At 64.4% G+C, this 19,207-nt stretch carries 13 protein-coding genes; 9 read left to right on the plus strand and 4 right to left on the minus strand.

The window, feature by feature from the left end; translation table 11 throughout:
- Window positions 1-405 precede the first annotated feature (405 nt).
- The 4 genes from ALC15_RS37800 (at window position 406) to ALC15_RS37810 (ending at window position 6,704) form a co-directional block, all read left to right on the plus strand.
- The gene (locus tag ALC15_RS37800) at window positions 406-3,873 is read left to right on the plus strand and encodes an acyl-[ACP]--phospholipid O-acyltransferase (protein WP_050631671.1); all 3,468 of its coding nucleotides are present in this window, start codon (window positions 406-408) and stop codon (window positions 3,871-3,873) included.
- 75 nt (window positions 3,874-3,948) lie between these two features.
- Window positions 3,949-5,190, plus strand: coding sequence for an NAD(P)-binding domain-containing protein (locus ALC15_RS37805; RefSeq protein WP_200914736.1), 1,242 nt, complete (start codon window positions 3,949-3,951; stop codon window positions 5,188-5,190).
- On the plus strand, window positions 5,148-5,732 hold the full coding sequence (locus ALC15_RS45285; protein WP_200914737.1) for an NAD(P)/FAD-dependent oxidoreductase: 585 nt from the start codon (window positions 5,148-5,150) through the stop codon (window positions 5,730-5,732). The genes ALC15_RS37805 and ALC15_RS45285 overlap by 43 nt, the downstream gene beginning before the upstream one ends.
- 9 nt (window positions 5,733-5,741) lie before the next feature.
- Complete coding sequence (locus ALC15_RS37810) at window positions 5,742-6,704, plus strand: alpha/beta hydrolase (RefSeq protein ID WP_050631672.1); 963 nt, start codon at window positions 5,742-5,744, stop codon at window positions 6,702-6,704.
- Between the two features lie 390 nt (window positions 6,705-7,094).
- On the opposite strand, the gene ALC15_RS37815 is transcribed toward ALC15_RS37810, so the two are convergent.
- From ALC15_RS37815 to rpmB, 4 genes are all read right to left on the minus strand, one after another.
- Entirely contained in the window at window positions 7,095-8,300 is a 1,206-nt protein-coding gene (locus tag ALC15_RS37815; protein ID WP_050631673.1) for an ABC transporter substrate-binding protein, read from the minus strand.
- 264 nt (window positions 8,301-8,564) lie between these two features.
- Window positions 8,565-8,789, minus strand: a complete 225-nt coding sequence (locus tag ALC15_RS37820; RefSeq protein WP_050631674.1) for a hypothetical protein — start codon at window positions 8,787-8,789, stop codon at window positions 8,565-8,567.
- Between the two features lie 1,565 nt (window positions 8,790-10,354).
- Window positions 10,355-10,816, minus strand: a complete 462-nt coding sequence (locus tag ALC15_RS37825) for a hypothetical protein (RefSeq protein WP_128089709.1) — start codon at window positions 10,814-10,816, stop codon at window positions 10,355-10,357.
- A gap of 423 nt (window positions 10,817-11,239) precedes the next feature.
- Window positions 11,240-11,548 carry a 50S ribosomal protein L28 gene (rpmB, locus tag ALC15_RS37830; protein ID WP_050423898.1) on the minus strand — a complete coding sequence of 103 codons (309 nt, stop codon included), beginning with the start codon at window positions 11,546-11,548 and terminating at the stop codon, window positions 11,240-11,242.
- 423 nt (window positions 11,549-11,971) lie between these two features.
- Here rpmB and ALC15_RS37835 point away from each other — a divergent pair, with 423 nt between their 5' ends.
- The 5 genes from ALC15_RS37835 to ALC15_RS42635 all read left to right on the plus strand — a co-directional run bounded on the left by ALC15_RS37835 (window position 11,972) and on the right by ALC15_RS42635 (window position 19,033).
- Entirely contained in the window at window positions 11,972-12,802 is an 831-nt protein-coding gene (locus tag ALC15_RS37835; RefSeq protein WP_050631676.1) for a DUF3108 domain-containing protein, read from the plus strand.
- A gap of 634 nt (window positions 12,803-13,436) precedes the next feature.
- Entirely contained in the window at window positions 13,437-16,979 is a 3,543-nt protein-coding gene (locus ALC15_RS37840; RefSeq protein ID WP_050631677.1) for a helicase-related protein, read from the plus strand.
- A 20-nt stretch (window positions 16,980-16,999) separates the two neighbouring features.
- Window positions 17,000-17,284 (plus strand): RNA-binding S4 domain-containing protein, encoded by a 285-nt coding sequence (locus ALC15_RS37845; protein ID WP_074126619.1) that lies wholly within the window; start codon window positions 17,000-17,002, stop codon window positions 17,282-17,284.
- Window positions 17,285-17,480: 196 nt separating this feature from the next.
- Window positions 17,481-17,819, plus strand: coding sequence for a ferredoxin FdxA (gene fdxA / locus ALC15_RS37850; protein WP_016844914.1), 339 nt, complete (start codon window positions 17,481-17,483; stop codon window positions 17,817-17,819).
- A 422-nt stretch (window positions 17,820-18,241) separates the two neighbouring features.
- Window positions 18,242-19,033 carry a CarD family transcriptional regulator gene (locus tag ALC15_RS42635; RefSeq protein ID WP_162240543.1) on the plus strand — a complete coding sequence of 264 codons (792 nt, stop codon included), beginning with the start codon at window positions 18,242-18,244 and terminating at the stop codon, window positions 19,031-19,033.
- Window positions 19,034-19,207 lie beyond the last annotated feature (174 nt).

Here is a 19,207-nt window from a genome sequence, read left to right on the forward strand (position 1 = left end):
CCTGGAGCAGCGGCGCGCCGATCGGCGCGCCCAGCGCCCGGCGGCACAGCGTGGCGGCCGCTGCAAGTCGCGCAACTGCCGCTGGTCGCCGTTCGGCGGCTTGAGTGAACTGACCTGAAGCCCTCATCCCGCAATTGTCGCCGAAACCACAACAAAGCACTCACCATGTCCCCGCGCGCCGATCTCGAGATCCATCAACCCCAGGTCTGGATAAGGTCTCGTACACCTATGGCGGGCAATGTCCCCACGGCCCGGCGCGTGTGGATGTGCGCCGGTTCGAACCGAACCATTGCGGAAAAGACTAAAGGCTGCGGCATCTCCGTCATTGTCACCACGCCCACCATTCTCTGCCCCACGCATTCGCAGACCTGCCAGCGCCGTGCGCGCTAACCCAAGGAACCGGTCATGATCAAGGAATTGATGACGTCCCGCCGCTTCGCGCCGCTGTTCTGGTCGCAGTTCTGCTCGGCATTGAACGACAACGTGCTGAAGAACGCGTTGGTCATCATGCTGCTGTATGGCGTCGCCAACGAGCAGGGGCCGGCATTGGTCCAGCTCGCGGGCGCGGTGTTCATCCTCCCGTTCTTCGTGCTGTCGGCACTCGGCGGTGAGCTCGCCGACCGCTACGTCAAATCGATCGTCGCCCGCCGGCTGAAGTTCTTCGAGATCTTCGCCGCGGCTTTTGCTGCCGCCGGCTTCTTCACCCATTCGATTCCGCTGCTGTTCATCGCGCTGGCGCTGTTCGGCATCGTGGCCGCGCTGTTCGGCCCGGTGAAATATGCCGTGCTGCCCGACCAGCTGTCAGTGTCCGAACTCGCGACCGGCAACGCGCTGGTCGAGGGCGCGACCTTCATGGCGATCCTGATCGGCACCATCGCGGGCGGGCTGTTCGTCGCCGGCGCCAGCCACATGGGCTGGATCTGCGCCGCCGTGGTCGGCCTGTCGGTGCTGTCGTGGGGATTTGCATCGCGCATTCCGGTGACGCAGCCCTCCGCGCCCGATCTGCTGATCACCAGGAATCCCTGGACCTCGACGGTGCGCCTCTTGAAGTCGCTCTATGCCGAGCCGCGACTGTGGGACGGTATGGTGATCGTGTCCTGGTTCTGGATGGTCGGCGCGATCGTGCTGTCGCTGTTGCCCGCGCTGATCAAGGAAGGCGTCGGCGGCACCGAGGGCGTGGTCACGCTGTGCCTCGCCGTGTTCGCGATCGGCATCGCCGCCGGCTCGCTGTTCGCTGCGCAGCTCAGCCATGTCCGGCCGAACCTCGCGCTGGTGCCGATCGGCGCCATCGTGATGGGCGTGATCGGCCTCGACCTCGCTTGGGCGATCGGCACCACTTCGCTCGGCAAGGATGTGACCGCAGCTGCATTCGCGGCCTCGTTAGGCGGCTTCCGGATGCTGGCCGACTTCTTCCTGTTCGCCTTCGGCGGCGGCCTGTTCGTGGTACCGTCATTTGCCGCCGTGCAGGCCTGGACCGCGCCGTCCGAGCGCGCCCGCATCATCGCCGCCGGCAACATCCTGCAGGCCGGCTTCATGGTCGCCGGCGCGGTGTTCGTCGGCGCGCTGCAGGCTACCGGTCTGCCGATCGCCTGGATCTTCTTCGGCCTTGCGATCGCGAGCTTCGGCACCGTCTGGTTCGTGCTGACCAAGTGGGGCAAGGAGGGCGTGCGCGATTTCGGTGCGCTGCTGTTCCGCGCGCTGTTCCGCCTCGAGGTGCGCGGCATGGAAAACCTGCCGCCCGCCGGCACCCGGATGCTGATCGCGCCCAATCACGTCAGCCTGGTCGACGGTCCGTTGCTGCATGCCATGCTGCCGATCGACGCTAGCTTCGCCGTCGACACCGGCATCGCCAAGGCGTGGTGGGCCAAGCCGTTCCTGAAGATGATCAGGCACTACACGATGGACCCGTCGAAGCCGCTGGCTGCGCGCGATCTGATCAAGCTGGTCGCCGCCGGCGAGCCGGTCGTGATCTTCCCGGAAGGCCGCATCACGGTCTCCGGCTCGCTGATGAAGGTCTATGACGGCACTGCGATGATCGCCGACAAGGCCGATGCGGTGGTCGTTCCGGTCCGCATCGAGGGCGCGCAGCGCTCGCATCTCAGCTATCTCAAGAACGGCGAGATCAAGCGCTCCTGGTTCCCCAAGGTGACGATCTCGATCCTGCCGCCGGTGAAGCTGCCGGTCGACCAGGCGCTGAGGGGCAAGGCGCGTCGCAACGCCGCCGGTGCCGCGCTGCAGGACGTCATGATCGATGCCATGGTCCAGAACGCAATGCTCGACCAGACGTTGTTCGAGGGCCTCGGCCATGCCTATCGCGACCGCGACACCGGCAAGCCGATCATCGAGGACGCGCTCGGCACCAAGCTGACCTATCGCAAGCTGATCCTCGGCGCGCAGGTTTTGAGCCGCAAGCTCGAGCAGGGGACTTCGGTGGGCGAGAATGTCGGCGTGCTGCTGCCGAACTCGGCCGGCGTCGCCGTCGTGTTCATGGCGCTGCAGACCATCGGCCGCGTGCCGGCGATGCTCAACTTCTCGGCCGGTCCGGTCAATGTGCTGGCCGCGATGAAGGCGGCGCAGGTCAAGACCGTGCTGACCTCGCAGGCCTTCATCGAGAAGGGCAAGCTCGACAAGCTGATCGCGGCGATGGCCGGCCAGGCCCGCGTGATCTATCTCGAAGATGTGCGTGGCGGCATCAGCCTCACTGACAAGATCGCAGGCTTCCGCGCCGGCATCGCGCCGCGCGTCGTCCGCAACGCCAACGATCCCGCGGTTGTCCTGTTCACCTCGGGCTCGGAGGGCACCCCGAAGGGCGTCGTGCTGTCCCACCGCAACATCCTCGCCAACGCGGCGCAGGCGCTGGCGCGGGTCGACGCCAATGCCAATGACAAGGTGTTCAACGTCCTGCCGGTGTTCCACTCGTTCGGTCTGACCGGCGGCATGATGATGCCGCTCCTCGGCGGCATTCCGATCTTCATGTATCCGTCGCCGCTGCATTACCGGATCGTGCCCGAGCTGATCTACCAGACCGGCGCCACCATCCTGTTCGGCACTGACACCTTCCTCACCGGTTACGCCCGCTCGGCACATGCCTATGATTTCCGTACGCTGCGGCTCGTCATCGCCGGCGCGGAAGCGGTGAAGGAGCGCACCCGGCAGGTCTACATGGAGCGCTACGGCATCCGCATCCTCGAAGGCTACGGCGTCACCGAGACCGCGCCGGTGCTGGCGATGAACACGCCGATGGCCAACCGCCAGGGCACCGTCGGCCGGATCTCGCCGCTGATGCAGTACCGCCTCGATCCGGTCCCCGGCATCGAGGAGGGCGGCCGCCTCTCGGTGAAGGGGCCGAACGTGATGATCGGCTATCTCCGTGCCGAGAATCCCGGCGTACTGGAGCCGCTGCCCGATGGTTGGCACGACACCGGCGACATCGTCACGGTCGATGCGCAGGGCTTCATCGCGATCAAGGGCCGCGCCAAGCGCTTCGCCAAGATCGCGGGCGAAATGGTCTCGCTCTCCGCAGTGGAGGCGATGGCATCGGCGCTGTGGCCGCAGGCGATGTCGGTTGCGGTGACGCTGCCCGATCAGCGCAAGGGCGAACGCATCGTGCTGCTCACCACGCAGAAGGATGCCGACCGATCCGCGATGCAGCGCCAGGCCAAGAGCGTCGGCGCCTCGGAGCTCGCGGTGCCCGCCGACATCCGCGTCGTCGACAAGGTGCCGCTGCTCGGCACCGGCAAGACCGACTATGTCGGTGCCACCGCATTGGCCAAGGAACTCGCCGCTGCGGCGCCTGCGCCCGCGCCGCAGGTGGATGAGAATACCGATGCGGCCGAGGCCGAACCGGAGCCGCGTCAGCAACACGTTGCATGAGTGCTGGCATGATGGTTGTGCTTTCCGGGAGCATGTTGTCAGATAGACGGCAACTGCTCCCGAGAAAGCACGATCATGCTGGACAAACTGAACCCGGCGACCGAGGACACGCCTGAATTCGCTGCCGAGCAATGGATCGGCGCGCTCGATGCGGCGCTCGCCAGCCGCTCCGCTAATGCTCTCACCGCATTGTTCGCGCCCGAGAGCCACTGGCGCAATATCTTCGGCATTTCCTGGTATTTTGCGACGTTCAGCGGGCAGCAGAGCGTCGTTGCCGAGCTGCTAGAACGCGCTGTCGCCGTCAGCGCGTGGGGATTTCGTCTCGACAACCATGCCTTGATACCTCGGCGGACCGTGGTGGCCGGACGCGAGGTGATCGAGGCCGTATTTGCCTTCGATACGTCGAATGGGCCGGGCACCGGCGCGATCCGCCTGCTTCCGGACGCCGATGGAAATTCCGCGGCGTGGACCTTCTCCACCATGCTCGACTTCAACCGCATCTGCGATGCCCGCGCCGGGCGCGCCGCCGAACAATCGCATGCGCGCGATTTCGCCGCACCCGACTGGCTGGAGCAGCGCCATGCCTCGCGCGCTTATGCCGACCGCGAGCCCGACGTGCTGATCGTCGGCGGAGGCCATGCCGGCATCGCGGCCGCGGTCGAGTGCAAGCGGATCGGGCTCGACGCGCTGATCGTCGATCGCGAGCGTCGCATCGGCGACAATTGGCGGCTGCGCTACCGCGGGCTCAAGCTGCACAACAAGACGCCGGTCAACCTGTTCCGCTACCTGCCGTTCCCGCCGACCTTTCCGGACTACATCCCGAAGGACAAGATCGCGAATTGGCTGGAAAGCTACGTCGACATCATGGAGCTCGACTTCTGGACCGAGACCTCGTTCGACCGCGCGCGCTATGACGATGCCACGCAACGCTGGACGGTGACGCTGCAACGGAGCGATGGCCTGCGCAGGCTGCATCCGAAGCACATCGTGCTCGCGACCAGCGTCAGCGGCACGCCGAATATCCCGACCATTCCCGGCATCGAGCACTTCAAGGGCAAGGTGCTGCATTCCAGCCAGTTCGCCGCGGGGCGCGAATGGGCAGGCCGCTCGGTGGTCGTATTCGGCACCGGCACCAGCGCGCATGACATCTGCCAGGAACTGCACGCTGCCGGCGCCGACGTCACCATGGTCCAGCGCAGCCCGACCATGGTGGTCAATGTCGAGCCGGCACAGCTCTACGACAAGACCTATCTCGCGACGGCCCGCCGATCGAGGTGCGCGACATCCTCAATTCCGGCGTGCCGCTGCCGGTCATGAAGGTCGCGCACAAGATCATCACCGACGAGGTGAAGCGGCTCGATGCGCCCCTGCTGTCGCGGCTGGAGCGCGCCGGCTTCCGGCTCGAATTCGGCGAGGACGGCACCGGCTGGCCGCTGAAATTCCGCTCCCGCGGCGGCGGCTACTACTTCAACGTTGGCTGCTCCGAACTGATCGCCGACGGCAAGATCCGCCTGATCCAGGCCGCCGACATCACCGGCTTCACCGCCGATGGCCTCGCGCTGAACGACGGCACGTCGCTCGCCGCCGAGCTGTTCGTGCTCGCGACCGGCTACAAGGGTCCCGACCATCTCGTCGGCAAGCTGTTCGGTGACGACGTCGCCGCGCGCGTCGGCCGCGTCTGGGGCTTTGACGACGCGACGCAGGAGCTGCGCAACATGTGGACACGCACACCGCAGCCCGGCCTCTGGTTCACCGGCGGTGCGTTCTCGCAGGCCCGTATCTACAGCCGCTTCATCGCGCTGCAGATCGCCGCGATCGAGGCCGGCACGCTTTCCAAGCACTTGAACTGCAAGCACTGAAGGACTCCCATGCCGCTCCGGCTCGATGCCATCATTGCCAACATCATCCCGCTGCTGCCGCTGCGCGATCCCGCCACCATGACGCCGCAGAGCGCGCGCGATTCGTTGCGCGCGCTGGCCGAGGCGCGCAAGGCGGTGCCGCCGCCGCCGGTCGATGTTGCCAGCGACATCGAGGTCGAGGGCGCCGGCGGCAAGCTCGCCGCGCGGCTCTATCGCAACGGCGGCGGCACGGCGCCGACCGTGATCTTCTTCCATGGCGGCGGCTGGGTCGCCGGCGATCTCGAGACCCATGATCGCCAGGCCCGCAACCTCGTGATCGAGACCGGTGCAGTGGTGATCTCGGTCGATTACCGCCGCCCGCCGGAGACGCGCTTTCCCGGCGCGTTCGAGGATGCGTTCGCCGCGGTCCGCGACGTCGTGGCGCGCATCAGCGAATTCGGCGGTGATCTCTCCCGCGTCGGTGTCGCCGGCGATTCCGCGGGCGGCAATCTTGCCGCGACCTCAGCGCTCGCCTGTCGCGACGCCGGCATCGCGCTCGCCGGGCAGCTGCTGGTCTATCCCGTCACCGACGTGGTCGGCAATTTCGCCGATCCCGCGGAGAACGCGAAATTCCCGTCGCGCGCCGAGAATGCCGAGGGCTACTTCCTGTCGCGGGCGGTGATGGAGTGGTTCTGCGGGCATTATCTCGCGAACTCCGCGCAAGGCACCGACTGGCGCGTCTCGCCGCTGCGTGCGACGAGCCTCAAAGGTGCCGCCCCGGCGGTCGTCACCACGGCCTGGTTCGACCCGCTGCGCGATGAGGGCCATGCTTATGCGAGGGCGTTGCAGGAGGCCGGCGTGCCGGTGACCTATCACACGGGCGAGGGACTCATTCACGGCTATTTCGGCCTCGGCGATGCCTCGGATGCCGCGCGCGCCGAGGCGCAGCGCGCGCGGGCCGATTTCCGGGTGTTGTTGGAGAAGGGGGTGTAACTCCCCTTACCCGCCCCTGCAGGCACGCACGCGGGAGGTGCGTCGCCGAAATATCGAAAATCAACCCCATGCAAAGGAGCCGAGGGCGGTGGCCGGCGCTCGACCAGGCGGCTTGACGCGTCGGGCAACTCACCGGCATTCTTCCAATATTCCGAAATCACTTCTCCCGTCGTCCCGGCCAAGCCAACGGGTCGGCGCGCAGCGCCGCCCGATGACAGGCTCCGCGCGAGCCGGGACCCATAACCACAGGGTGCAGTTGTCGCGCGACGCTGTGGCCCCAGTTCAATCCATCCCCACGTCCTGTGGTTATGGGTCCCGGCCTGCGCCGGGACGACGATGTGGATGGTTTCGCGTTCTATAGCTTCGCCTTCAGTTGTCCCTCAACACCGCTCAATCATTCCCAATGGTGTCGCCGAACAGCTGCCAGGTCTCGCCGTTGAACTTCTGCAGCCGCATCGCCTCGACCGGGAAATAGTCGGTCGACGAGGTCTTCACCTTGATGCCGGGCAGGAACATCGGCAGCGCGATGTCGAGATTGGCGGCCTGCTTCATGATGTTCTCATGGGTGAGGTCGTCGCCGCATTGCTTGAGCACCTGCACCGTCGCCTCCGCCACCACATAGCCGTAGACGATCAACTGGTCCTGCAGATTGCCGTCGGGGAAATACTTCTTCATGAAGTCCTGCCAGGCGATGACGTCCGGGTCCGCCTTCCACTGCGGATCGTTCGGATCCTTCAGCGAGTAGGACGAGATGATGTCCTTGGAGTATTCGAAGCCGGCCGGCTTCAGCACCGAGGACACCGAGGTCGAGGTCGCGGCGAGGAAGAACATGTCGGGCTTCCAGCCGATCTCGCCGATCTTCTTGATCGCCTGCGCCGCCTGCTTCGGGATCGCGTGCATGAACAGCACGTTGGCGCCGGAGGCCTTCAGCTTCACGATCTGGCTGTCGACCGTCGGGTCGGTCGATTCATAGGTCGTCTCCGCCACCACCATCTTGGCGGTGTTGTCCGGCCCCAGCCCCTTCTTGAAGCCGTTGCCGTAATCCTTGCCGGCGTCGTCGTTCTGGTAGAACAGCGCGATCCTCGCGTCCGGCTTGTTGGTCAGCACATATTTGGCATAGACCGCGGTCTCGGCCTGGTACGACGGCTGGAAGCCGATCGACCACGGATAATGCTGATAGTCGCCCCACAGCGTGGCGCCGGCGCCGACGAACAGCTGCGGCACTTTCTTGTCGTTGAGATATTTGCGCACGGCAAGCCCGGTCGGCGTGCCCAGCGGATTGAGGATCGCGGCGACCTCCTCCTGCTCGACCAGCTTGCGGGTCTGCTCCACCGTCTTCGGCGGCGAGTAGCCGTCGTCGAGCGTGATCAGGTTGATCTTGCGCCCGTTCACGCCGCCCTGGTCGTTGATCATTTTGAAGTAGGCGGCCTGGGTCTTCGCGATCACGCTGTAGGCCGACGCCGCGCCGGAGAATGGCGAGGTCTGTCCGAGCTTGATCTCGGTGTCGCTGGCGCCCGTGCCGTATTTCTTCTCGGCGGCGTGCACCTGTGTCGCGAGCGCAAGCGCGAGCGTTGCCGTGATGGCCTTCCAGATCATCGTGAGCCTCCCTGTGCGTTTTTTGTTGTTCGCGAGGGAAAGCTTACGCAGGTCGGGGGAGGCAGGCTTGTGGCGAGACGCCGGGGCAGGAATGCGAAAATGCGGCTATTGCCGTCGTCCCGGCCTAGTGCGCAATTGCGCACGGGAGCCGGGACCCATAACCACTAATGTTTGCCGTTACACGGAATGTTGCCCCAGCGTCGCATCACACAAATAGCCGGGGTAGTGGGTCCCGGCTTTCGCCGGGAGACGATGGTGGAAAGATCAGCGGTAGCGCACGCTGCCGGTCGTCACCGGATCGGTCGGCAGCACGGTGGCGCCGGCGCGGTTGGCGGCGGCGGAGGTGATCATGCCGGTCTCGCCCTTCAGCACATTGCGGGGCGGGTTGAATTCGAGGATGACGAGGGCCGCGGTCGCCAGCACCGCCACGGCGGCGGTCGCGATCGCAGGCATCAGTCTTCCGCGCGTATCGGCTGCGCGAACTTGCATTGATCAATTCCTTTATCGGGGTCGTTCTTTGGACGTGACATAAGAACGGCCAGGCTTCTTCCCAAGAGTGCGGCGCGCATGCCTCACAATCAGTTGTACCGGCCGTGATGTCCCTCACGGATTTCGAGCCGCGCAGCTTGGCTGCATCGAATCGCAATCGTGTCGGACGGCTTGTTTGCACACTAATATCTGGAAGAGATCGTGGCGTTTTGCATGCGCCTCATGCGCTCGTGATGAAGCGAATGAGTTTGTGATTAATGGGCACGCGAGAGGCCGCGTTTGCCTTTATTTAAAGGGTTTCTTTATTGGCCGAGGGGCGTGCGTTAAGCCTTTCTTCACGCACGAACAGCGCGTCGGCATAGATTCGCGTCGTGACGAGCGATGACACCGCTGTCATTGTCAGCAGTTGGCATTGACAGCTTTGTCATTGCGAGGAGCGCAGCGACGAAGCAATCCATCTCTCGGTGTGCGTGTCTATGGGTTGTTTTGCTTCTCGTGTCTTCGCGCATAGAAGAATCCACTCACGCCGTCGCGCGCGCGGTGGTCGGATCGGTTCACTGTCAAACGGCAGGAGAGGGTGTGTGCGCACTCTCTCGTGGCGCGATAGGCCCGAGCCTTGCGGCAGCGTGACCCCCCGCTTGTCAGCAGAGGACGCAGGGAATGCTGGGTACCGGCACGCACCCATGGGTCCCCGAGCAACAAATAGTTCGGAGGCAGGACCACAGGTACGGCCGGGTTTCCCTGCGTTCCCCGCGTAGGTGTCCCCGCGAGAAAGCATCTTCGCGGCAGCGATGACAAGCAAGCCTGGTCTCTCCGAGAGAACACTATGGCGCCGGGCCTGCACGACCTCGCGGTCCGCGACGAGCGCGCTTATCTCGCGCGCCCACAGCGTCCAACGCATCGCGCCTCAACGTTCGGGATGATCGCGATACGCTCGGGCGTGGTATCGCGTTGAAATTGCTAGATAAATCAGAAGCTTGAACCGCCAGTGCGAGTGTTCTGGTCGTGGCTGGCCTCAGTTTAGACGCGCTCGGTTCGCTGGGTTACGAAAAGACGTTGGTTGATCGGGGGCAATCCCTCGACTTTCTGAGCACGACGATGATCTCGCTATTCATCGTGACGATCCGCGCCGAAGGCTTGGACCGTTTCCCCTCGCTTCTGGCGTATCGGTTGATAGTTCTTGGAACTCTCTTGTTTCGCAGCTCTCGTGTTTCAACGCTAACCAGACGAAATCCACGCCGTTTGAAGCAACTAATCGTGAATCTGTCGAGCTTCAATCTGAAGCCACCGGTCGACCGGCGGCCTACAACAAAGACAGCCGTTCCACCCACCTTCAGGCTCTTTGCGATCTCATTGCACGCGAGGTCGTAGTCTCGAAGGAAGCCAAATAGGGTCTTCCCTAACGTGCTCTCGATGCTTCCCGCCCAGTAGTCCTTGATCGGCTGTCTGTCCGAGGTTGAATTGACGCCGCCAAGACACGCATTGTCTATGTCACAGCCCGCAACGGCAAGATGGGATACAGAAGGCGATTAGCGCGCGTGTATCGGGGGTTAGTGCGGTCATAGTTAGACCTGCTCTACTGTCGTATCGTGAATAACTTGGATTTCAATTTCATCTAGCTTTGAAACCGACTCTCTGATTGCTCTTTCCCAGAGCCCGACCTGCTGGATCAGCGCGTCTTCGGATAGGGTAACGTTCCTCACTTGCTGCAGGCACTTCTGCTCAAGCGAGGCGCTCGTGAGTCCAAACTCTCTCAATAAATCATCAGCCTCGACCTTCGAGGTGATGTCATAGGCGGGTAATCTCAGTTTGATGCCGTACTCCGAAAGGAGGTTGGTCAGCCGTGATATCGCCAGCGGTGATTGCTCGGGCCACGCGCTTTGGTACTTCGCGTAGCCAAACGCCAGTTCGTTTATACGTAGGCGAACGGCGAGAACCGAAGATGCAACCACATAAGAATGGTGACAAGGTAGGCAAGTCAGCTCATAGAACGACGTGTCAGTTTTGAGCTCGAGGGGCTGCCTCACGTGTATCCATCGGGTCGAGGGGTGGATGACGGACCTCATCTCTCGGAGTCTCTCCCGGACACGTTCTATTCCGATAAGGTGTCCGGAAGAAATCGTGACGAGAGTTATTGGAGAGCCGGCTCTGCTAAGGCGTGCTGCTGCGATCGTTGAGTCTCGCCCGCCAGAAAACATGACAAGGCAGGGCTGACTGTTGAGGGAGAGACTGTGGTCAAGAGTGCTCGGTTCGGTACGGAGATTCATCAATGGTCCCCAAGGGCGTCGTACGCACTAGCGTTTCCGACGAGTACTGAATGGTGACTCAGAAAAGGTTGCCTCGACATAGTTCTGCTGAAGCCATTGACAACGGTAGCACAAACAAAAACGGCCGGATCATCTGATCCGGCCGTCTAAAACTCTCTCCACGGTTTTGAGCCGACGTCTAACTCAGCTCGCCTTCTTCACCGGCGCCGGCTTGCCGACCTTCTTCTCGATCGCGCGCTTCAGTTCGAGGGCGCGGGGCGAGAGCACGTCGGCCTTGGCCTTGAGCAGGTAGGCGTCGAGGCCGCCATTGTGGTCGACGCTCTTCAGCGCGTTGGTCGAGACGCGCAGGCGCACGTTGCGGCCGAGCGCATCCGAGATGAAGGTCACGTTGGCCAGGTTCGGCAGGAAGCGCCGCTTGGTCTTGATGTTCGAGTGGCTCACCTTGTGGCCCGTCTGGGGGCCCTTGGCCGTCAGTTCGCAGCGCCGGGACATCTTACAAAATCCTTATTGCATCCCCGCCTCTCTGCCAGGCGTGCAATCACACGGCCCGCGCGGGGGTTTTGAATTCGCGTCCATTTTCCAGGAACCGCGGGTGTATAGGGGGAGAATACCGGAGCGTCAAGGTTTTCTGCCTCCGACGCCTGGTTTCCGGGGTTCCTACGCCGTTGTTTTTCGACGCGTTTTCTTCACGCGAACCGGAAAAGGCCACTTCGCTTGAAAACGCTTTGTTCATAAGCCGTTCCAGCCACTTAACGGCTGAAACGGCAACCATATAAAGGGCGTATTCGGCTGCAAGTCTTGGTTCCATAAGAGATGCGCACGTTGTTCGGCCGAATTGAACGTCCCGATGGACAGCGAACAGAGCGCCGATAGCAGGACCGTCAGGTAGGTTAAGTGACCACCGCCATTGCCATTTTGCCCCCGCTCGGCCGGCTCCTCGGCCTGTGCGCGGGCGCCTTGCTGTTGTTCTGTGCCGAGCGCGCCAGCGCGCAGGGGCGGCTCGACGCCCAGTACGAGGCGACCTTGGCCGGTATCCCGGTCGGCAAGGGCAGCTGGACCATCGAGATCGGCGACGACAGCTTCTCGGCCGCCGCCCAGGGCGGCACCGCGGGCCTGTTGAAGGCGTTTTCCGGCGGCACCGGCTCGGGTGCCTCGCAGGGCCGCGTCGTCAACGGCTCGCTCGTCGCCTCGTCCTACACCGCGACCACCACCACCTCGAAGAAGTCGGAGACGATCCGGATGGTGCTTGCCAATGGCGGCATCAAGGAATCCGCGATCGAGCCGGAGCCGCCTGTCGATGCCGACCGCCTGCCGGTGACCGAGGCGCAGAAGAAGAACGCGTTCGATCCGATGACCGGCTCGTTCCTGCGCGCGCCCGGCAATGCCGAATTGATGAGCCCGGACGTCTGCCGCACCGGCGCCGGCGTGTTCGACGGCCGCATGCGCTACGACCTCAAGCTCGATTTCAAGCGGGTCGAGATCGTCAAGGCCGAGCGCGGCTATCACGGCCCGGCGCTGGTCTGCGCGCTCTATTTCGTGCCGATCTCGGGCTATATCCCGGACCGACCCGTGATCAAATACCTCGCCGCCCAGCGCAACATCGAGATCGCCTTCGTGCCGATCGCAGGCACCCGCCTGCTGGTGCCGTTCCGCATGACGATCCCGACCCCGCTCGGCCAGGCCATGCTGGAAGCAACGTCCTTCGTCACCACAGCCGCGCCGCCGCGCGTGGCGAAGACGCAGTAAGATTACGCCACTGCCTGACCGTTACCCTGAGGAGCGCGTAGCGCGTCTCGAAGGGGCGACGGCTGCCGGCGGGCGTCGTGCATTCTTCGAGGCTCGCTCCGCTCGCACCTCCAGCGACAAAGGCGGAGCCTTTGCGCGGGGAAGACGGGTGCGGCGGCTTCTTGGGCGCAAGGAATGCAACAAACGTCATGGAATCCAGTTGACTCTTGCCCGGTTCTGATTCGACTCGGTGCCCCCTGGAACTTAAGGAATTCAGTCCGCATATCCCTGGCTTGTGGAGCCCTCTCAAACTTGATCTAGTGCCGCCGCCATCAACCTACCCGAGATGTTGCGGTGAACGTTTCGAGCCTGGAATGGAGTCAGCGATTCGGCCGCGATTCGTTCTAGACTCGTTCCGAAGTTTAAAAGCGGCAGAGAAAGCGTCGCATTGTGAGACAGATTCAGACCAGATGATGCCCTCGATTGTTTTTCCGTCATTGCGAGCGAAGCGAAGCAATCCATGCTTCGGGCACACGCGGATGGTTGGATTGCTTCGTCGCGGAGTTAATCATCGGGCCGACCGCAGGTCGGACCCGGTGGCTCCTCGCAAGGACGGTTGACCGTCAGCTGCCGCAACAAGAAACACCTGCAAAAAATGGTCTTCTCAACTTCGTTCGGAAATGACCGCGTGCCCGGTGCGGGCGTCACTGCGGTGCTGGGCCCGACCAACACCGGCAAGACGCATCTGGCCATCGAGCGCATGCTGGCGCATTCGTCCGGCCTGATCGGCCTGCCGCTGCGGCTGCTCGCGCGCGAGGTCTACAACAAGATCGTCGATCGCGCCGGCGTCGACAATGTAGCGCTGGTGACCGGCGAGGAGAAGATCAAGCCGAAGGCGCCGCGCTTCTGGGTCTCGACCGTCGAGGCGATGCCGCGCGATCTCGACGTGTCCTTTCTCGCCGTCGACGAGATCCAGATCGCCGCCGATCTCGAGCGCGGGCATGTCTTCACCGACCGCATCCTCAATCGCCGCGGCCGCGACGAGACGCTGCTGCTGGGCGCTGCGACGATGCGCCCCATGATCGAGCGGCTGCTGCCGGGCGCATCGATCATCACGCGGCCGAGGCTGTCGCAGCTCGAATTCGCCGGCGACCGCAAGATCACGCGGCAGCCGCGCAGAACAGCGATTGTCGCGTTCTCCGCCGATGAGGTCTATGCGATCGCCGAATTGATCCGCCGTCAGCATGGCGGCGCGGCCGTGGTGCTGGGCTCGCTGTCGCCGCGCACGCGCAATGCGCAGGTCGCGATGTTCCAGAACGGCGACGTCGATTATCTCGTCGCCACCGACGCGGTCGGCATGGGGCTCAATCTCGACGTCGATCACGTCGCCTTCGCCTCCGACCGCAAGTATGACGGCTACCAGTTCCGCCGGCTGACGCCGGCCGAATTCGCGCAGATCGCCGGCCGCGCCGGCCGCGCCACGCGCAACGGCACCTTCGGCACCACGGGCCGCTGCGCGCCGTTCGAGCCGGAGCTCGTCAATGCGCTGCAGAACCACACCTTCGACAGCGTCAAGATGCTGCAATGGCGCAACGCCAAGCTCGATTTCTCCTCTCTCGGCGCGTTGCAGGTGTCGCTGGCGCTGTCGCCCAATCATGAGGCACTGACGCGGGCCCCGGTCGCCGAGGACCTGCGCGTGCTCGAGCATGTCGCGCGCGATGCCGAGGTGCGCGAATGGGCGCATGGGCCCAAGGCCGTGGAGCGGCTGTGGGAGGCCTGCCAGGTTCCGGACTACCGGAAACTGTCGCCGGCCGCCCATGCCGAACTCGTGACCACGCTGTATGGCTTCCTGATGCAAAAGGGGCGTATCCCTGACGCATGGTTTGCCGCCCAGGTCGACCAGGCCAACCGGACCGACGGCGATATCGACACGCTATCGGGCCGGATCGCGCAGATCCGGACCTGGACCTTCGTTGCCAACCGGCCGGACTGGCTCTACGACCCGGACCATTGGCAGGGGATCACGCGCGAGCTCGAAAATAAATTGTCCGATGCGCTGCATGAACGGCTCACGGAGCGTTTCGTTGACAGGCGGACCAGTGTATTGATGCGCCGCCTGCGGGAGAACTCAGTTTTGAATACGGAAATTGGCAAGACCGGTGAAGTGATCGTGGAAGGCCATGCGATCGGCCGGCTCGATGGTTTCACCTTCGCACCTGATGCGGCCGAGGCCGGCAGCGACGCCAAGGCGCTGCAAGCCGCCGCCCAGCAGGTGCTGGCGCGCGAGATCGATGCGCGCGCCGAGAAACTGGGTGCCGCGCCCGACGAGCAGTTCGTGCTGACCTCCGACGGCACCATCCGCTGGACCGGCGATGCGGTCGCCAAGCTGGTCGCGGCCGACGACGCGCTGCATCCGCGGCTGCGGATCATTTCCGACGAGCGGCTGACCGGCGCCTCGCGCGAGGCCGTGCAGACCAGGCTCGACCTCTGGCTCAAGACGCATATCGAAAAACTGCTCGGGCCGCTGTTCGAACTGTCCAAGGCCGAGGATCTGCAGGGCATCGCCCGTGGCATCGCCTTCCAGCTGGTCGAGGCGCTCGGCGTGCTGGAGCGCACCAAGATCGCGGCCGAGATGAAGGATCTCGATCAGCCCTCGCGCGCGGCGCTGCGCAAATACGGCGTGCGCTTCGGCGCCTACCACATCTATTTCCCGCAGCTCTTGAAGCCCGCGGCGCGCTCGCTGGCCTCGCTGCTGTGGGCCGAGAAGCAGAGCAATGTCGACATGGCTGCGCTGTCGAACGTGCAGCATCTGGCCTCCAGCGGCCGCACCTCGTTCCCGGTCGACAAGACATTGCCGCGCGACGGCTATCGCGTGCTCGGCTATCGCCAGTGCGGCGAGCGCGCAGTGCGTGTCGACATCCTGGAGCGTCTCGCCGATCTGATCCGCCCGGCGCTGGCCTGGCGCGAGACCTCGCCGGGCGAGAAGCCCGCCGGTGCGTTCGACGGCCGCGGCTTTGTCGTCACCCAGGCGATGACCTCGCTGACCGGCTCCGCCGGTGAGGACTTTGCCTCGATCCTACGCGCGCTCGGCTATCGCATGGACCGCCGTCCGCCGCTGCCGCCGAAGCCCGTCGAGGCCGCGCCGGTCGAGACCGTGCCCGCCGAGACTTTGCCCGCTGAGACAACCGAGACGGTTGCCGCCGACGCGCCGCCGGTCGAGGCGACGTCCGACGCCGCCGCCGATGCGCCGCTCGATGCGGCTGCCGAAGTCACGGCCGACGCGCCGGAAGCTGCTGTCGATCAGGCGGTGTCCGGCGATCCCGCGCCATCAGCCGCGCTGCTGCCCGATGTCGGCTTTGCCGAGGTGGCGTCCAGCGAAGCAACGCCGGTTGTGATCGAGACCAAGCCCGAGCCCGTGGCGGAGGTTGCCGCGGAGCCTGCCGCTGCCGCCGCAGAACCCGCTCCTGAGGCGCCCGCTGCCGAAGCCGTAGCCGAGCCTGCGCCTGCCGCGGAAGCCGCTGCGGAGGCGACGTCCGAGGCTGCCGCCGAAGCGCCGGCGGAGACCGCGAGCGCCGATGCTGCATCCGCCGAAGCCGCCACCGCCGAGGCCGCTTCCGCGGCTGCGGAGACGCCGGCCGAGCCGCAGCTGGTCGAAGTCTGGCGTCCCGGCGGCCGCTCCGACGAGCGCCGTCCGCATCATCGCGGCCACGATCGCAACCGCGGCCGCCATCAGGTCAAGCCCGCCGAGGGCGCGCAGGCCGCGGAAGGCAGCGGCGAGGGCGAGAAGCGCGAGCATCATCGCCGTCCGCGCCGCCATCAGGATTTCCGCACGCCGCGTCCCGGCGCGCCGGCCGACGCGACGACGGCCGCAGCCGCCCCTGCCGACGGCGCACCGGCGCGCGACAATCGTGAGGACCGCGGTCAGCGCCGCGAGCGCTTCGAGGGCAAGGGCCGCGATCGCGACAACAATGAGCGTCGTCGCGACAACAAGTTCGGCGGCGGCGATCGCAAGGGCGAGCGTGGTGATCGTGACCGCGGCGGCCGCGACAAGGGCGGCCGCGACAAGCGCGAGAGCGGTCCGTCGCACCGGCCCTATGCCTCGAGCGCGCCGCGTGAGCGCGACCGGCCGATCGATCCGAACTCGCCATTCGCCAAGCTCGCTGCCCTGAAGGAGCAGCTCGCCGGCCGCAAGGAATAGTGCAACCCCTGGTCTGAAGCTTGGATCGACAGCGGCTCGACAAATGGCTGTGGCACGCGCGGGTGGTGAAGGCCCGCACCAGCGCGGCTGAGCTCGTCGCGTCAGGTCATGTCCGCCTCAACGGCACGCGCGAGAAATCGCCGGGCCATGCGGTGAAGGTGGGCGATGTCGTCACCGTCGCGCTCGACAACAGCGTCCGCGTGCTCAAGGTGATCGGCTTTGCCGAGCGGCGTGGCGATGCCGGTTCGGCGCGCGAGCTGTACGAGGATTTGCAGGCCGGCAATTTGCAAGCCGGTAAGGAGTAGTTATCTCACGTCTGCTATTTCGACCGGAGCATGATCCGGATGTGTGGGGCCGGACTGGCGATAGGATCATGCTCCCAACAAAACCGGCTGGCAGGGTCGCCAGGATGCAGGTGTTTTTCGGGGCCGGCTTCCCTTGCGGCTCCGGTATTCCTGCGCTACGCAACCCCAGAAAAAATGGATCGTTTCGGAGTTTTGGATGACCTACGTCGTCACTGAAGCCTGCATCAAGTGCAAATATACCGACTGCGTCGAGGTCTGCCCCGTCGATTGCTTCTACGAGGGCGAGAACATGCTGGTCATCCATCCGGACGAATGCATCGATTGCGGCGTGTGCGAGCCGGAATGCCCGGCGGACGCCATCAAGCCGGACACCGAGCCGGGCCTGGAAAAGTGGCTCGAGGTCAACCGCGACTACGCCAAGAGCTGGCCGAACATCACGCAGAAGAAGGACTCGCCCGAAGACGCCAAGGAGTGGGAGGGCAAGGAAGGCAAGTTCGAGAAATATTTTTCTCCGAATCCGGGCAGTGGCGACTGATTCGCCTGCGCTCTTCGGGATTACCCCGATAGGGGCGGGCTTCGGCCCGTCGCGGCCGTCCGTTCGGGCCGTCGATTTAACCCTAATGACGGACATATGACCTGAGCGGCCCGCGTTATGCCCGGAATCGGGCGTAAACCATTGATTTTTGCGGAAAATGTGCTATATTCAGCACATTACAGGCCAAGAACCCCCTGCCATGCGTACCTTGTGGCTTCGAGGTTCCCGCAAACATCGAACAGGGGCGTGGCAGTTTCCGCGCGCAGGCTGTGTCACAGAAAACGCGTAAAAAGAGTGCTTCAAAGACGACGAAAAAAGCCGCTGTCGTTGCTCGCAGCGCAACCAAGGGCCGTGCCAAGGCGTCCGTGAAGGGGGCCAAGAAGGCGGCGGCTGCAAAGTCCTCAAAGAACAAAAGAAGCGTGATGCCAGAAAAGACTGCCAAGACTGCCGCGAAAGCGGCAGCTGCGAAGCCCTCTGCGAAGGTCGCCCCGAAGACTGCTGCTGCTGCGCCGAAGCCGGCCGCCCCCAAGGCTGCCGTCCCCGCCGCTGCTCCGAAGGTTGCCGCCAAGCCGGCCGCCCCGTCGCGTCCGGAAGAGAAGAAGGTCGTGACCCAGCGCCAGGGCTTCAAGGCCAACGAATTCGTCGTCTATCCCGCTCACGGCGTCGGCCAGATCCTGGCGATCGAGGAGCAGGAGATCGCGGGCGCCAAGCTCGAGCTGTTCGTGATCAATTTCATGAAGGACAAGATGACGCTGCGCGTCCCGACGGCGAAGGTCGCCAATGTCGGCATGCGCAAGCTGTCGGAGCCGGCGCTGGTCAAGAAGGCGCTGGAGACGCTGAAGGGCCGCGCCCGCGTCAAGCGCACCATGTGGTCGCGCCGTGCCCAGGAATACGAAGCGAAGATCAACTCGGGCGACATCGTCGCGATCGCCGAGGTGGTCCGCGACCTCTATCGTTCGGAATCGCAGCCCGAGCAGTCCTACTCCGAACGCCAGCTGTACGAAGCGGCGCTCGACCGTCTGTCGCGCGAGATCGCTGTGGTCCAGCACTCGACCGAGACCGAGGCGATCAAGGAGATCGAAGGCCAGCTCGCCAAGAGCCCGCGCCGCGGCGCCAAGGCCGAGTCCGCTGAAGGCGACGCCGAGGGCGATGCCGACGGTGAGGATCTCGACAACGATGGCGACGACACCGCCGTCGAGGACGAAGCCGCCTGAAAGGGTTCGACGGATTGAAATCAAAAGCCCGGTCGCAAGACCGGGCTTTTTGTTTTTGAGTTGGCTGAGCATCTCGCGTTGTTCTCCTCGCTCCCACACCGGGGAGAGGCGATCCGAGTGCGCAGAGCGAACACTCGTCTCGTAGCGCATGCCGCCCTACCGCAATCGCCGCTT

The organism is Bradyrhizobium viridifuturi (genome assembly GCF_001238275.1).
GTDB lineage: Bacteria > Pseudomonadota > Alphaproteobacteria > Rhizobiales > Xanthobacteraceae > Bradyrhizobium > Bradyrhizobium viridifuturi.

What these genes read in the sequence shown, in the direction of transcription:
- ALC15_RS37800 (WP_050631671.1), top strand. Translation starts at nt 406, where the DNA reads ATGATCAAGGAATTGATGACGTCCCGCCGCTTCGCGCCGCTGTTCTGG.
- ALC15_RS37805 (WP_200914736.1), top strand. Translation starts at nt 3,949, where the DNA reads ATGCTGGACAAACTGAACCCGGCGACCGAGGACACGCCTGAATTCGCT.
- ALC15_RS37810 (WP_050631672.1), top strand. Translation starts at nt 5,742, where the DNA reads ATGCCGCTCCGGCTCGATGCCATCATTGCCAACATCATCCCGCTGCTG.
- ALC15_RS37815 (WP_050631673.1), bottom strand. Translation starts at nt 8,300, where the DNA reads ATGATCTGGAAGGCCATCACGGCAACGCTCGCGCTTGCGCTCGCGACA.
- ALC15_RS37820 (WP_050631674.1), bottom strand. Translation starts at nt 8,789, where the DNA reads ATGCAAGTTCGCGCAGCCGATACGCGCGGAAGACTGATGCCTGCGATC.
- rpmB (WP_050423898.1), bottom strand. Translation starts at nt 11,548, where the DNA reads ATGTCCCGGCGCTGCGAACTGACGGCCAAGGGCCCCCAGACGGGCCAC.
- ALC15_RS37840 (WP_050631677.1), top strand. Translation starts at nt 13,437, where the DNA reads ATGGTCTTCTCAACTTCGTTCGGAAATGACCGCGTGCCCGGTGCGGGC.
- fdxA (WP_016844914.1), top strand. Translation starts at nt 17,481, where the DNA reads ATGACCTACGTCGTCACTGAAGCCTGCATCAAGTGCAAATATACCGAC.
- ALC15_RS42635 (WP_162240543.1), top strand. Translation starts at nt 18,242, where the DNA reads ATGCCAGAAAAGACTGCCAAGACTGCCGCGAAAGCGGCAGCTGCGAAG.